At 68.3% G+C, this 13698-nt stretch carries 13 protein-coding genes; 6 read left to right on the forward strand and 7 right to left on the reverse strand.

Annotation, left to right across the window (positions count from 1 at the left end; all coding sequences use genetic code 11):
* Nucleotides 1-13: 13 nt before the first annotated feature.
* From ACSVDO_RS17700 to ACSVDO_RS17715, 4 genes are read right to left on the reverse strand one after another with little or no spacing between them, the layout of a single operon-like run.
* Entirely contained in the window at nt 14-589 is a 576-nt protein-coding gene (locus tag ACSVDO_RS17700; RefSeq protein ID WP_489593727.1) for a chalcone isomerase family protein, read from the reverse strand.
* Complete coding sequence (locus ACSVDO_RS17705; RefSeq protein ID WP_332534923.1) at nt 586-1854, reverse strand: cyclopropane-fatty-acyl-phospholipid synthase family protein; 1269 nt, start codon at nt 1852-1854, stop codon at nt 586-588. Before ACSVDO_RS17705 ends, ACSVDO_RS17700 begins: the two co-directional genes overlap by 4 nt.
* Nucleotides 1851-2630 (reverse strand): DUF1365 domain-containing protein, encoded by a 780-nt coding sequence (locus ACSVDO_RS17710; RefSeq protein ID WP_489593729.1) that lies wholly within the window; start codon nt 2628-2630, stop codon nt 1851-1853. Before ACSVDO_RS17710 ends, ACSVDO_RS17705 begins: the two co-directional genes overlap by 4 nt.
* A complete protein-coding gene (locus ACSVDO_RS17715; RefSeq protein WP_489593731.1) occupies nt 2627-3961 on the reverse strand; it encodes an NAD(P)/FAD-dependent oxidoreductase in 1335 nt (444 codons plus the stop codon). The genes ACSVDO_RS17710 and ACSVDO_RS17715 overlap by 4 nt, the downstream gene beginning before the upstream one ends.
* A 124-nt stretch (nt 3962-4085) precedes the next feature.
* Here ACSVDO_RS17715 and ACSVDO_RS17720 point away from each other — a divergent pair, with 124 nt between their 5' ends.
* The 3 genes from ACSVDO_RS17720 to ACSVDO_RS17730 all read left to right on the forward strand — a co-directional run bounded on the left by ACSVDO_RS17720 (nt 4086) and on the right by ACSVDO_RS17730 (nt 6519).
* Entirely contained in the window at nt 4086-4742 is a 657-nt protein-coding gene (locus ACSVDO_RS17720) for a TetR/AcrR family transcriptional regulator (protein ID WP_332534929.1), read from the forward strand.
* 93 nt (nt 4743-4835) lie between these two features.
* On the forward strand, nt 4836-5891 hold the full coding sequence (locus ACSVDO_RS17725; protein ID WP_489593734.1) for a DNA topoisomerase IB: 1056 nt from the start codon (nt 4836-4838) through the stop codon (nt 5889-5891).
* Nucleotides 5892-6015: 124 nt separating this feature from the next.
* On the forward strand, nt 6016-6519 hold the full coding sequence (locus ACSVDO_RS17730; RefSeq protein WP_489593736.1) for a hypothetical protein: 504 nt from the start codon (nt 6016-6018) through the stop codon (nt 6517-6519).
* 54 nt (nt 6520-6573) lie between these two features.
* Here ACSVDO_RS17730 and ACSVDO_RS17735 read toward each other — a convergent pair whose 3' ends face one another.
* Complete coding sequence (locus ACSVDO_RS17735) at nt 6574-7035, reverse strand: PA2169 family four-helix-bundle protein (protein WP_489593738.1); 462 nt, start codon at nt 7033-7035, stop codon at nt 6574-6576.
* A 181-nt stretch (nt 7036-7216) separates the two neighbouring features.
* On the reverse strand, nt 7217-9340 hold the full coding sequence (locus tag ACSVDO_RS17740) for a TonB-dependent receptor (RefSeq protein ID WP_489593740.1): 2124 nt from the start codon (nt 9338-9340) through the stop codon (nt 7217-7219).
* A gap of 101 nt (nt 9341-9441) precedes the next feature.
* Here ACSVDO_RS17740 and ACSVDO_RS17745 point away from each other — a divergent pair, with 101 nt between their 5' ends.
* Complete coding sequence (locus tag ACSVDO_RS17745; protein WP_332547609.1) at nt 9442-9786, forward strand: DUF2946 domain-containing protein; 345 nt, start codon at nt 9442-9444, stop codon at nt 9784-9786.
* A 139-nt stretch (nt 9787-9925) separates the two neighbouring features.
* Nucleotides 9926-11371: a PepSY-associated TM helix domain-containing protein gene (locus tag ACSVDO_RS17750; RefSeq protein ID WP_489593742.1), complete on the forward strand. Its 1446-nt coding sequence runs from the start codon at nt 9926-9928 to the stop codon at nt 11369-11371.
* Nucleotides 11372-11389: 18 nt separating this feature from the next.
* Here the strand turns inward: ACSVDO_RS17750 and ACSVDO_RS17755 are convergent, their stop codons facing one another.
* Nucleotides 11390-12181 (reverse strand): helix-turn-helix transcriptional regulator, encoded by a 792-nt coding sequence (locus ACSVDO_RS17755; RefSeq protein WP_332539397.1) that lies wholly within the window; start codon nt 12179-12181, stop codon nt 11390-11392.
* Nucleotides 12182-12270: 89 nt separating this feature from the next.
* Between ACSVDO_RS17755 and ACSVDO_RS17760 the strand changes: the two genes are divergently transcribed.
* Nucleotides 12271-13698: an MFS transporter gene (locus ACSVDO_RS17760; RefSeq protein WP_489593744.1), complete on the forward strand. Its 1428-nt coding sequence runs from the start codon at nt 12271-12273 to the stop codon at nt 13696-13698.

Consider the following 13698-nt stretch of genomic DNA (forward strand, 5'->3'; position numbering starts at 1 on the left):
CAGCAGCCCAGCCTCAGTCCGCAAGCCCGAGCAGCGACTTGCGCAGCGCGGGCGCCGACGTCTGCTCGGCGAGCCAGATGCCGAAGAACAGCCGCGCGTACTCGGCATCGCGGACCTGTGCCGTCTGGCGCGCATTGTGGAAGAAGCGCACGCCGCCCTGGCCGTCGCTCAGCCCCAGCAGCCGGTCCTGCGCCGCCACATCGGGAAAAGCCTGGGTCATCAGCGCGAGCCATTGCCGCGCCTGCTCCTCGCTGAACGCGCCTATGCGGCGCATTTCGGCGACCGAACGTTCGGCGATCGCCAGGCCTTCGAGCTTGCGGTCATAGAGCAGCTCGAGCGCGATGGGCTGGCGCGCATACTGCGCGGGCACGAAGCCCGGGCCGGACCACAGGCGCGCCTCATAGACGCGCAGGCCGAAGAAGCGCAGCACGCCCGTGCCGACAAGGCGGGCATCGGGAAGATCGGTGCGCAGTTCCTCGGGCCGGACGGGAGCAGCGGGGACGGTAAGAGGCATGGCAAGAAGAGGTGCGGCGAGAACGCCACCGCCTTGCTGCAGCAGCGTGCGTCGCGTGGGACGGCCGGCAGTCATGGCAGGGGCTTTCTCAGGGTGAATTGGATGACATCGGTATTGCCGGTGTCGAACGCGGCTTCGCAGTAGGCCAGGTAAAACGTCCAGATGCGCGCGAAACGCTCATCGAAGTCGAGGCCCTGCAGTTCGCCGCGATGCGCGCTGAACGCCTCGCGCCAGCGGCGCAGTGTCTCCGCATAGTCGCGTCCGAACGCCAGCCGCTGCTCGACGACAAAGCCCGCGCGTTGCGCCTGGGCTTCGAACGCCGAGGCGCTGGGCAGCATGCCGCCGGGAAAGATGTACTGCTGGATGAAGTCCGTCGAATTCAGATAGCGCTCGAACAGATCGTCGCGGATGGTGATGGTCTGTATGCAGGCATGGCCGCCGGGCTTGAGGCAGGCGTGCAGCATGTCGAAATAGCCGGCCCAATACTCATGGCCCACGGCCTCGAACATCTCGATCGACACGATCGCATCGAACGGCGCGCTGCGGTACTGCGCCGGCAGATCGCGGTAGTCCTGGTAGTGCAGCGCGGCCCGGCCCTCGAGCTCGGGCGCGCGCACTCTTTGCTGGCCCCACAGCAGCTGCTCCTTCGACAGCGTGACGCCCGTGACCTGGGCGCCGAATTCGCCGGCCGCGACTTCGGCCAGCGCGCCCCAGCCGCAGCCGACTTCGAGCAGCCGCGCGCCCGGCTGCACGCGCGCTTCGCGCAGCGCGCGCCGCACCTTGGCAAGCTGCGCGGCCTGCAGGTCCACGCCCTGCGGGTCGCGGCCTTCGAACCAGGCCGCGCTGTAGTTCATGCTCGGGTCCAGCCACAGCTGGTAGAAATCGTTGCCCAGATCGTAGTGGGCATGGATGTTCTTTTCGCTGCCGGCGCGCGTATTGCGCCGCAGCAGGTGGCGCAGGCGATAGGCCAGCCGGCCCCACCAGCTGCCGTAGACCATGGCCTCGATGTGCGCGCGGTTGGCGATGCACAGCCGCAGCAGCGCCGCCAGGTCGGGCGTATCCCATTCGCCATCGATGTAGCCTTCGGCCAGGCCGATGTCGCCCGATTTCCAGACGCGATCGAACATGCGCAGATCGCGCACATTGAGCTGGGCGCGCGGCATCTCGCCATCGGCGCCCGTGCCCGGATGCTGCGGCAGGCGCAGCACATGGTTGCCCGGCAGATGCAGTTCGAGCTGGCCTACGGGCAGACGTTCGAGCAGGCGCAGCACGCGCTCTGTGGTGGCCGTCGCACGGCGGGGGGCGGCCGCGACCGCGTTGGGGGCAGTGGTGGTGTTCATCGCGATATGAAGTGTTCGGGGGCCGCGGGTTTGGAAATGAAAGGCAGACGCTTGCGCCACAGGCGCAGCGCCTGCCAGTGGATACGGGCCATGACGCCCAGCGTCATCAAAGGCGTGCCGAAGAACGCGCGCCGCAGGCTCGCGGCGTCCAGCGTGTGCAGCGTTCCGGCGACGCTGGTCTGCAGCAGCGGGCCGATGTCGTCATGCAGATCGACGCAGGCGCGCGTGCGCGCCGGCTGGCCGGCGGCGGCGCCCGAGCGCTCGAAGCGAAAGCGGTAGTGGCCCTCGATGCGGCAGAACGGCGAGACATGAAAGACCTTGCGCGCCGTCTGCTCCAGCCCCCAGTCGAGTTCGTCGCCGGCGAGCAGATAGGCATGGCGCTCGCCGAAGGTGTTGTTGACTTCGGCCAGCACCGCCGCCAGCGAGCCGTCGGCGCGGTGCGCATACCAGAAGCTCACGGGCTTGAACACATAGCCCAGCACGCGCGGAAAAGTGTGCAGCCAGACTTCGCCATCGGCGTCGGCAATGCCTTCGCTGTGCAGCATGGCGTCGAACCAGGCAAGCGCGTCGTCACCGCCTTCGCCATGGTCGCAATCATGAAAGCTCATCAGCGCGCGGTGGTTGCGTGCCAGCGCCGCGCAGGGCGCGTCGCGCAGGCTGCGCAGCGGCAGCAGCAGGAAGTAGCTGGGATAACGGAACGCATGCGCGACCGGCCGCAGGCGCCGGTGCCAGACATGGCCCATGCCGATCAGCGGCCGTGCGGGGGTGGGGTTCATAGCGCCTCCTGCGAGACGCGCAGCGGCATGCGGCGCAGCGCCTGCATCACGCCCTGGGCCGCGTCCAGGCCGGAGCGCAGGCCGTCCTCGTGGAAGCCATAGCCTGTCCATGCGCCGCAGAACCAGGTGCGGCGCTGGCCTTGCAGCGCTGCGATCGTGCCCTGGGCCTGGATCGCGGCCAGGTCGAACACCGGATGGCTGTATTCGATGCGTTGATGGATCTGGCTTTCATCGATCGGCCGCGAAGGGTTCAGCGAGACGATCACCGGCTGCTGCCAGGGCAGTGGCTGCAGGCGGTTGAGCAGATAGTGCAGGCAGACCTGGGCCTGGTGCGCATCGGCGCCCGCGGCGCGCTCGTAGTTCCACGCCGCCCAGGCCGCGCGCCGCTGCGGCAGCACCTGGGTGTCGGTGTGCAGCACCGCGACATTGGGCTGGTAGCGGATCGCGCCCAGCACCGCCGCTTCAAGCGGCGTCGCATCGGCGCCGAGCAGCCTCAGCGCCTGGTCGCTGTGGCAGGCCAGCACGACCGCGTCGAAAGCTTCAGTGCCCTGCGCGGTCTGCAGCTGCACGCCGGCATCGCTGCGGCGCAGGCCCAGCACCGGGCTGTGCAGGCGCGCCTGGTGCGGGCCCGGGGCCTGCAAGCGCGCGACCATGCGGCGCACATATTCGCGCGAGCCGCCGCGCACGGTGTACCACTGCGGCCGGTCCGTGACCTGCAGCAGGCCATGGTTGTGGCAAAAGCGCACCAGCGTCGCTATCGGAAACTGCAGCATCTGCTCGGTGGGACAGGACCAGATGCTGCCGATCATGGGCAGCAGATAGTCTTCGCGGAACGCCTTGCCGAAGCCATGGGTGTAGAGGAAATCCGCAATCGGGCTTTGCAGTTCGTGTTCGACCTGGCGGCGCGCGAGATCGGTGGTGATGCGGTTGAAGCGCAGGATTTCCGACAGCATTCCCCAGAACCGCGGCCGCAGCAGGTTGCGCCGCTGGGCGAACACCGCGTTGAGCGATGTCCCGCTCCATTCGAGGCCGCTGCGGCCTGGTGCATCCAGGCATTGCACCGACAAAGACATCTCGGACGCCGCGCTTTCCACGCCCAACTCGGCGAACAGCGCCGTGAGCAAGGGGTAGGTGCGCTGGTTGTAGACCAGAAAGCCCGTGTCCACGCCATGCTGCAGGCCTTCGAGCGTCAGGTCCACGGTGTTCGCATGGCCGCCGAAATGGCTGCCGGCCTCGAACAGCGTGACCTGGTGGCCCGCATGCTGGTCGGCGAGCCGCCATGCGGCAGACAGGCCGGCGATGCCGGATCCGATGACAGCGATGCGGTGCATGGTGGATTCCCCTGATGTACTTGAAAGATCAATTACTGAACTCATGAGTTCACAATATATCCGTTAAGTCTCCACTTTGCACTATAAAGTTTTCGGCTTGCGGGTTTCGCTCTAGAATCAGGCCATGGAAACCCGTTCATCGATCAAAGAGCAAATCCAGCGCCTGCGCCAGGAAGCCATAGTCACCGCCGTCAACCGCCTGCTGGCCAGCAAGGGCTATGACGCCATGACCGTGGATGAGGTCGCGGCCGAAGCCGGCATGGCCAAGGCCAGCCTCTACAAGCTGTTCACATCGAAGGAAGAACTGGCGGGTGCGGCCATGGTCGGCGTGCTCGACCGCGCGCTGGCCTTTGTCGACGGCCTGCGCGCCCAGGCGGCCGAAGCCGCGCAGACCGACCAGCCTTTGTCGCCCGTGGACCAGTTGCGCGCGGTCATACGCTGGGCCATGCAGACCCAGCTCGAAGGCGAGATGCCGTCCCTGCCCGCGCAGAACTCGAGTCTGAGCGCTTCGCTTCAGTCGAACGATGCCTATATGGACCGGCTGATCGCGCTGAGCAACCGCCTGAGCATCTGGATCGCCGAAGCCCAGACCAGCGGCCAGCTCAACGCCCAGCTGCCATCCGAGCTGGTGCTCTACACGCTGTTCGCGCGCGCCTGCGACCCCGTCGTGGCCCTGCTCAAGGAGTCGGGCCAGTACACCAATGCGCAGATCCTCGACTGGGTCACGCAGACCACGTTCCAGGGCCTGGGCAACGGCCCGCAGGCGCCGCTTCCAGCCTGAGCGCCTGCGCGCGCATGCGGCGCCGGACGACGGCGCCGCGGCCCGATGTTCCGCAAGATCGTGCTCGATCCCTGTTGGAACTAAAAGGCAAAGATGGCGACGCTGACCTATGTCGACGAGCAGACCGAAGGCTGGCGCCGCGTGCGCAGCGGCAAGGGCTTTTCCTACCGGGCGGCCGACGGCAGCCTGATACGCGATGCCGAACAGCTCGCACGCATTCGCCAGCTGGCGATTCCCCCGGCCTATACCGATGTCTGGATCTGCCCCGATCCCCTGGGCCATCTGCAGGCCACGGGCCGCGACGCGCGCGGGCGCAAGCAGTATCGCTACCACGCGCTATGGCAGGAGCAGCAAAAGCAGGCCAAGTTCGAGCGCATGCTGCGCTTCGGCCGCGCGCTGCCCCGGATACGCCGCGCGGTGGAACGCGACCTCGCGGCGCGCCGCCCCGGCCTCGAAGTCGTGGCCGCGACCGTGGTGCGGCTGCTCGACCGAACCGGCATGCGCATAGGCAACGACGAATACTCCGAGCAGAACGGATCGTATGGCCTGACCACGCTCAGGAACCGCCACGCCAAGGCCAGCGCCACCCAACTGCAACTGCACTTCAAGGGCAAGAGCGGCGTGATGCAGCAGGTGTCCATCGCCGACCGGCGCGTGGCGCGCATCGTGCAGCGCTGCCAGGAACTGCCGGGTCAGCGGCTGTTCCAGTTCCTCGACGAACACGATGAGCTGCAGCATCTGCGTTCGGACCATGTGAACGACTACCTGCGCACGCTGTGCGGCGAAGACTTCACGGCCAAGGATTTCCGCACCTGGCATGCCAGCGTCTGCGCGATGGAGCTGGCGCTGGCCGCGCGCTGCGCCGGCCAGGAACAGGCGCAGCTGAGCGCGAGCGCGATCAACGACATCGTCAAGCAGGTCGCGCAGCGCCTGGGCAATACCAGCAGCGTATGCCGCAAGTTCTACATCCATCCCGAAGTACTGAACTTCTGCGAACGCCAGGCGGCGGACGCAGGACATGCGGCGCGCAAGAAGCTGGGAATGAGCCCGGCCGAATGCGCGCTGCTGCAGCTGCTCGATGCCTGCGAACCGGCCAAGCCGAGAAAGCCGGCCGCGCGGCGCTCAAAGCCCAGGCCTGGCACGCGGTGACAGACGGCTTTTCGTCCTATGGCGTAGGCGGGCAGCAAACGCTAGGCTGGAATTCCAAGCAGACGGCGGAGAACGCAGTGCGCCCACATGGGCCGCATCCGCCCCCAACCAGAGGAGCAACGCAATGGATCCCACAGAACACCGCGCCTACGGCGTGTTCAAGCCCATAGGCCACATGGTGGTTTCGTTTCCCGATGCGGCCAGCGCCGACGACGGCCAGGCGGCGCTCACGGCCCTGGGAACGGAACCCGCCGACATCCACCGCTACAGCGCCGCGCAGATGCTCGCGCAGTGCGATGAAGACATCGCCAGGGCCAGCCCTGCAGCCTCCGTCGGCCAGGAGCTCAATCTGGTCAAGGCCAACCGTGAACTCGCCGCCCAGGGCTTCCACTTCATCGTGGTGCGGGTCGACAACGATGACGTGGCACGCCGTGCCGCCGATGCCTTGCATGCCCAGGGCGCCGAGCGCGCCCAGCTCTACGGCCGCTTCATCATCGAGGAAATGATCACGCGCGCCGCCGATCTGCCCCAGGTCAAGGAATCGCCCGACACCGGGCTCGATCCGCAAACGCCTTCGGGCGAGGAAAAGGAAAGGGCGCAGATGCGCCCTCCTGAATCCACGCCCTGATGCGGCGCAACGGTGGCTCCCGCTCTGCGGGCGCCGCCGTTGCGCGCGGCGTCGTTACGCGTTGTCGGCGCGGCGCGCGGCGTCGCGCAGTTCGCGGATCTGCAGATGGTTGCGCTTGGCGCCTTCGTACTGGCGCTGCACCACCACGCGCACGTCGGCGGGCAGGTCTTCCTCCAGCGCCTTGCGGTAGCGTTCCAGCGCCTTGTCTTCGCCGCGTTCGGCTTCTTCCAGCATGTTGAGGTCGCTGTAGCCGGCGAGCGTTCCCTTCACGGCGACCCAGCCGCGATGCGCGGCGCCGGCGAGCGTGCCGCCATCTGGCGTGGAGCGGCCGCCAAGCTGGCCGACGACACTGCGCAGTTCTTCCGCGGCCAGGCGACAGTCCTGGGCACGCGACAGGAAGGTCTGCTTGAGACTGCCGGTACGTGCATGTTCCGCGCTGCTGGTGAAGCCGAATTCGCCGTCCTTGCAGTTTTCTATCAGGTCGTTCAAGGTCTCGATGACTTGCTTGTTGTCCATGGTGCGGTTTCCTGGTTGATTGACGAAACGGCCCGCTTCGCTGGGCGGGCCTGGTTCGCGGCCTATGCCTTGGCCGCGACGAGGATGTCGCGGGGAAACCTTATTTGACGGCCTTGCCGAATACCCTGGAGTCGGTCTAGCGCCCATCTGGGGCGCGTCCTGGGCCTACAGGGCGCGGCTCTCAGAAGCGATGGTGGAGCGCGAGTTCCCAGCGCCGCCCTTCCCCCGCAAACCATTGCGTGCCGGTGTAGTAGGCGGTCGTGAAGAACGGCCGGTCGAAGACATTGAAGCCGCGCAGCGTCAGCTTGGTTGCCGCACCCGCCTGCCATTGCAGCGCCAGGTCGGCCGTGGTGTAGGCCGGCAGCGTCAGACGGTTGGCGCTGTCCGCGTGGCGCCTGCCGACATGGCGCAGGCCGCCGGACAGCGTCCAGTCGGGCCGCGGCGTCCAGCCGACCCAGACGTTGGCGACGCGTTCAGGGACATCGACGGGCACATTGCCGTTGCGCGACACCGCGGCTCCGCCGGCGAATTCGCTGAAATCGTCGTAGCGCGCCTGCAGCAGTGCGACATTCGCCTCGACCCGCAGCGCGGCTGCGGCCTGCAGCGCCAGCGTGGCTTCCACGCCCCGCGACGAGCGCCGGCCGACCTGGCGGCGCAGCGACGGGTTGCCGGGGTCGCGCGTCAGCAGGTTGTTCTTGCGGATCGCATACGCGGCCAGCGTCGCGTCGCCCCGGCCTTGCCAGAACGACTGCTTGATGCCGACTTCGAGCTGCCGCCCCCTGGAGACATCGAAACGCGCATTGTCCGCAGACAGCATCAGCAGGCCGCTGACCGGATCGGCGGCGGCGCTGGCCTGCGCGTAGAGCGCGACATCGGGGTGCAGTTCGTAGACCGTTCCCAGGCGCCAGCCGCTGTGCGCGTAGCGGCGATCGAAAACCGGCGTGCCGGCCACAAGGTCATGGCGCGCGAGCCGCGCATGGTCGAAGCGCGCTGCCGCGGCCAGCGACAAGCGCTGCGTCAAGGCGATCCTTTCTTCGGCGAACAGCGCGTACTGCCGCGCCTGGTTGCGGTCGCGCGGGATGAAAGGCTGCTCGCTGAAGTAATGGCCGGGATCGGGGTACCAGGGATCGACTGGTGCCGCGCTGCCCGAATAGCTGTTGTGGCTGTACCGCAAGGCCGCGCGGTTGACATCGAAGCCCAGCGAAAGCTGGTGGTCGCGCCCGAACAGCTTTCCCGTGAACGCGACATCCGTGGTGTTGCCGGTCTGCGTCTGCGCATGGCCGATCTCGGTGTTGTCGGGGCGGTCGATCAGACGCGTTGCGGCATTGAATGCATAGGTCTCGGCATTGCGCCAGTGGCGCTCGCTGGTGATGTGGTACAGCGTGCTGCGCACGGCGACATCGCTGCTCGCTGCCCATTGCGCGCTCAGCTGCGTCCAGCGGTCGTGCAGGCGGATGTCGCTGTCCTCGACGTTGTAGTTGCGCCGGTGCCGCGCGCGCGGCTGCACGCCATCGATCAGCGGCACGCCGAAGTAGCGCGCCGGCGCCTGCCGGCCTTGCGCCAGCGCGAGCTGCAGCTGCAGATCGCGCGTCGCATCCCAGCGCAGCGCGGCCGTCGCCGTGGCGTTGCGCAGCTCGCCGCGCTCCACCCAGCCCTGCGATCGATCGGCGCTCAGATCGAGCCGGTACGACCATTGCGCGTCTATCGCGCCGCCGCTGCCCAGCGCCAGCGCGCGCCGGCCCGCGCTGCCCGCCGAGGCCTGGACCTCGCTGCGCACCGGAGCGCGCGTCGGCTTCTTGGGAATCACATTGACGACGCCGCCGATGGCGCCGTCGCCATGCACCACCGACGCCGGCCCGCGCAGCACTTCGATGCGGTCTATGGACCAGGTGTCGAACGGAAAGCTCACCCCCACGCCACCATATTGGCGCCTGCCGTCATACAGCCGCAGCACCGCCGTCGTGTCGGTGAAGCCGCGCGCCGAAAGGCTCGCGCTGTTGCCCGCATGGCCCAGGCTGGTGATGCCCGCAGCGCGCGTGATCGCCTCGCGCAGCGTGCTGTCGCCGCGCGATTCAAGCTGGGCGCGGGTGATCACTTCGACGCTCGCCGGAGTCTCGCGCACACTGAGATCAAGGCGGCTGCCGGTGGCCGTGGCGCGCTCCAGCGGACCCGCGCCGCCCGCGCGGACCGTGATGGTCTCGAGCTCGGCGGCAGGCTGCGCGCCGCAGGGCAGCGCGGCCAGCGCCAGCGCAAGAACGGCCAGCCGGGGCCTGAAACGACCAGCGAGTAAAAAGGCATCAATCATAGTTTTTTATTATTGCAAAACTTGATTGATAGTCAAATCCATACTCTAACGACAACAGCCACGAGGCGGCCGTGTCTTTCGCAACTCGGGATAATCGCGCCATGCAAGCCCTGCGCATTTCCTCAGCCCTGCTACGCCTTGTCATGGCGTGCTATCTGCTGGTGCTGGGAATCGCCGCTGCCGCGCCGGTCTTTCATCCGCAGCGCATGGAAGTCGTCTGCAGCGCCGCTGGCGCGATGAAGATGGTGGCGCTGGACCACGAGGCCGGCGAGCACACGCTGGACTGCTCGCTGTGCCTCGCGCCATCGCTGCCCGTGCCCGAGTTCTGCAGTGCGGTGCCGGTGCACCAGCCGCTGGCGCATGCGCTGACGCCGCTGGTCGCCGCGCATATCGCGGGCCGCAGCGGCGCGCGCTTTCCGCCGCGCGGCCCGCCCGCCATCGGCTGATCCGGCCCTGCCCCGTCTCCCGGCGCAGTCCTTTGCGCGCGCCATGCCCACCAGCATATGGCCGCGCTCTTTCCCGATTTCGCGCACGCACCGCTGACACCCAGGCCGCGCAGTGCGCGCCGATGGACACGAGATTCCCATGACGACTTCCGTCCCCGAAACCCGCGCTCGGCGCGCTTCTCCCGACCTCTACCGCGCGGTCTGGCGCTGGCATTTCTACGCCGGTCTGCTGGTGCTGCCGTTCCTGATCTGGCTGGCGATCACCGGCGGCCTCTATGTGTTCAAGAACGAGATCGACGGCTTCTTTCACCAGCGGCTGCTCACGGTGAACGCGGCCGCGACGCCCGCGCGTGCGCCCACGCAACTTGCGGCCGCGGCGCTGGCCGCGCACCCGGGAGCGCTGATCAAATACACCCCGCCGGCCGCGGCCACGCGCAGCGCTGAAGCATTGATCGCGACCCCGGGCGGAGAGCGGCTCGCGGTCTTCGTCGACCCTTACCGCGGCGAAGTGCTGGGCGCGCTGCCCGATGGCGGCAGCGTCGCCTGGACCATTCGCAAGCTGCACAGCCTCAAGTACTTCGGCAAGGTCGCGCGCGGCGCGATCGAGATTGCCGCGGGCTGGGCCATCCTGCTGGTGCTGACCGGCATCTACCTGTGGTGGCCGCGCGGGCAAAAAGGCGGTGTGGTCACGGTGCGCGCCACGCCCGCCAAGCGGGTTTTCTGGCGCGATCTGCATGCGGTCACGGGCCTGGGCGTGGGCGGCATGCTGCTGTTCCTCGCGGTCACGGGAATGCCCTGGTCGGTGCTGTGGGGCAATCAGATCAACCAATGGGCCAACGGCAGCAACTTCGGCTATCCGGCGGGCGTGCGCGTGCAGGTGCCGATGTCCGAACTGCGCCTGGCCGACGGCCAGACCACGGCCTGGTCGCTGCAGCAGGCACGCCTGCCCGAGTCGGGCCATGAAGGCCATGAGGGCCATGAAGACCACGACGGTCATTCGGGCCATGACGGCCACGAAGGGCATTCCGCGCACGCGGGCCATGTGCCGGCCGATGTGCCGCCGCAGCCCGCGGCATGGACGCTGGACCAGGCCGTCGCGGCCTTCGATCGCCTGGGCCTGGCGCCGGGCTACGCCGTGCAGCTGCCCAAGGGCGCGCAAGGCGTCTATTCGGGCTCGGTCTATCCCGCGGATCTGGCGCAGCAGCGCGTGGTGCATCTGGACCAGTACAGCGGCCGGCCGCTGCTCGACATGCGCTACGCGGACTACGGCCCCATGGGCCGGGCGCTGGAATGGGGCATCAATGTCCACCTGGGCATGGAATGGGGCGTGTTCAACCAGGCGCTGTTGGTCGTGACCTGCCTGGCCATCGTGCTGCTGTGCGTCAGCGCGGCCGTGATGTGGTGGAAGCGCCGGCCCGCGGGCGGCCTGGGCGTTCCGCCCGCAGCCGCGAACCGCAAGCTGCAGGCCGGCGTCTTCGCGCTGCTGCTGGTGGGCGGCGCGGTCTTCCCGCTGGTTGGCGCGTCGATGCTGGTGATGGCCGCACTGGACTATCTGGCGTTTGCGCGCCGCCCGGCGCAGGCCTGAGCCCGCCCCCGGCCCGCCCTAGGGCGCCAGCGCATGGACCACCAGCCGCAGATGGCGGTCTTCATCGACGGTCAGCGAAGTGTGCTCATACGCCTGGCGCCGGCCGTCGATCAGCAGTTCGCGCATGCCAGTGCACGGCGCGTGCACCTCGTTGCGGTGCCACCATTGCTTGAAGGTCGGTGAGACCCGGGCAAGCTCATCGACCAGTTCATGGATATCGGCCTCCTGCGTCGCGCGCGCGAAGTCGCGGCGAAAGCTCGACAGCATCTGCTGCGCCTGCGGCTCCCAGTCGGCAAAGCGCGCATGCAGCAGCGGATCGGTGAACAGCAGCCACAGCAGATTGCGCCGCTCGGGCGCATGCGCGCCGAAGCCGAACAGTTCGTCGGCAGCGGTGTTGAAGACCAGCACATCCCAGCGCAGATTGAGCACATAGGCCGCATGCGGCGCGAGGTCGTGCATCAGCCGGCGCACCAGCGGCGGCACCACGCACCAGGTCTTGCCGGGCTCGGCCGGCGGCCGCGCATGCGCGAGCAGGAACAGATGGCGGCGCTCGGCGGCATCGAGCTTAAAGACGCGCGCCAGGCTGTCGAGAAACGCGGCCGACACGCCGATGTCGCGCCCCTGCTCGAGCCAGGTGTACCAGGTCAGGCCCACGCCCGCGAGCGCCGCGACTTCCTCGCGCCGCAGTCCCGGCGTACGCCGCCGCCCGCCGCTGGGCAGACCGGCATCGGCAGGCGACAGCCGCTCGCGGCGCGCGCGCAAGAAGGCGGCAAGCTCGTGGCGCGTGCGCTCCAGGGTACGAATGGCCATCGCATTGCTTTCAGTAACAGCATAAACGGTTAAATTGTAATTGGTTGGAATGAATCACAGAATGCGCCCTCACCCACCGAATGCGCTGCATGAAATCCTGTTCCGTCTCTTCCAACCCGCCCTGGCGCGGCCTGGCCGTGCTGCTGCTCGCCGGCTTTGTCACCATCTTCGATCTGTTTGTCGTCAACGTCGCCATTCCGAGCATGCAGGCCGGACTCGCGGTGAGCTTTGCGCAGATCGGCTTCATCGTTGCGGGCTATGAACTCGCTTTCGGCGTGCTGCTGATCACGGGCGGGCGGCTGGGCGACCGCTTCGGGCGCCGCCGGCTGTTCGTGCTGGGCATGGCGGGGTTCACCTTTGCGTCCCTGCTGTGCGGACTCGCCCCCGACGCGAATGCCTTGATCGCCGCGCGCGTGCTGCAGGGGCTCGCTGCCGCACTGCTGTTTCCCCAGGTCTATGCCTCGATACGCGTGCACTTCGACGGCGACGCCGGCCGGCGCGCGTTCGGCCTGCTGGGCATGACGCTGGGCCTGGCCGCGATCGCCGGCCAGGTGTTCGGCGGCTGGCTGGTGCACGCCGACCTGTGGGGCCTGGGCTGGCGCACGATCTTTCTGATCAATGTGCCCATAGGCCTGGGCGCGATCGCCGCGGCACGCCACATTCCCGAGTCACGCGCGCCCGAGCGCCCCGCGCTCGACGGCCGCGGCGTGCTGCTGGTGAGCGGCGGACTGGCCAGTCTGCTGGTGCCGCTGATCGAAGGGCCGGCGCAAGGCTGGCCCGCCTGGAGCCTCTGGACTCTGGCCGCGGCCGTGCTGCTGCTCGCGGCCTTCCACCGCCAGCAACGCCAGCGCCAGTCCGGGGGGCAGTTGCCGCTGGTCGACATGCGGCTGCTCGGCCAGCGCCGCTTCGCGCTGGGCGCGCTGCTGGTGCTGCTGGTCTACTCGACATCGAGTTCGTTCTTTCTGGGCTTCGCGCTGCTGCTGCAGTCGGGCCTGGGGCTGGACCCGTTCATGGCGGGCAGCATCTTCGCGCCCTGCAGCCTGGGCTTTGCCTGCGCCTCGCTGGCCGCACCGCGCCTGGTCGCACGCTGGGGCGCGCGCGCCATCGTCGCCGGCGCCGTGGCGTATGCGCTGTCGACAGGCCTGCTGATCGCCCAGGTCGCAGTCGCGGGTGCGGCGCTGGCGCCGGTGCAGCTGATTCCCTTGCTGATCGTGGTCGGCGCCGGCCAGGGGCTGATCATGACGCCGCTGCTGAATCTGGTGCTGGCCTTGGTGCCCGCTGCCCAGGCCGGCATGGCTTCGGGCGTGATCGCGACGCTGCAGCAGATCGGCGCCGCGCTGGGCGTGGCCGTGGTCGGCATGCTGTTCGGCGCAGCGCTCGCGGCGGATGCCGGCGCTGCGGGCCAGGCCGCGCGCTACAGCGCGGCGTTTGTCGCGGGAATGGGCTACAACTTCGGCGCGGCGCTCGCAGTCTGCGTGCTGCTTTGGCTATTGGCTGCGGCCCGGCCGGCGCGCTGA

Source organism: Comamonas sp. DB36, from assembly GCF_057914905.1.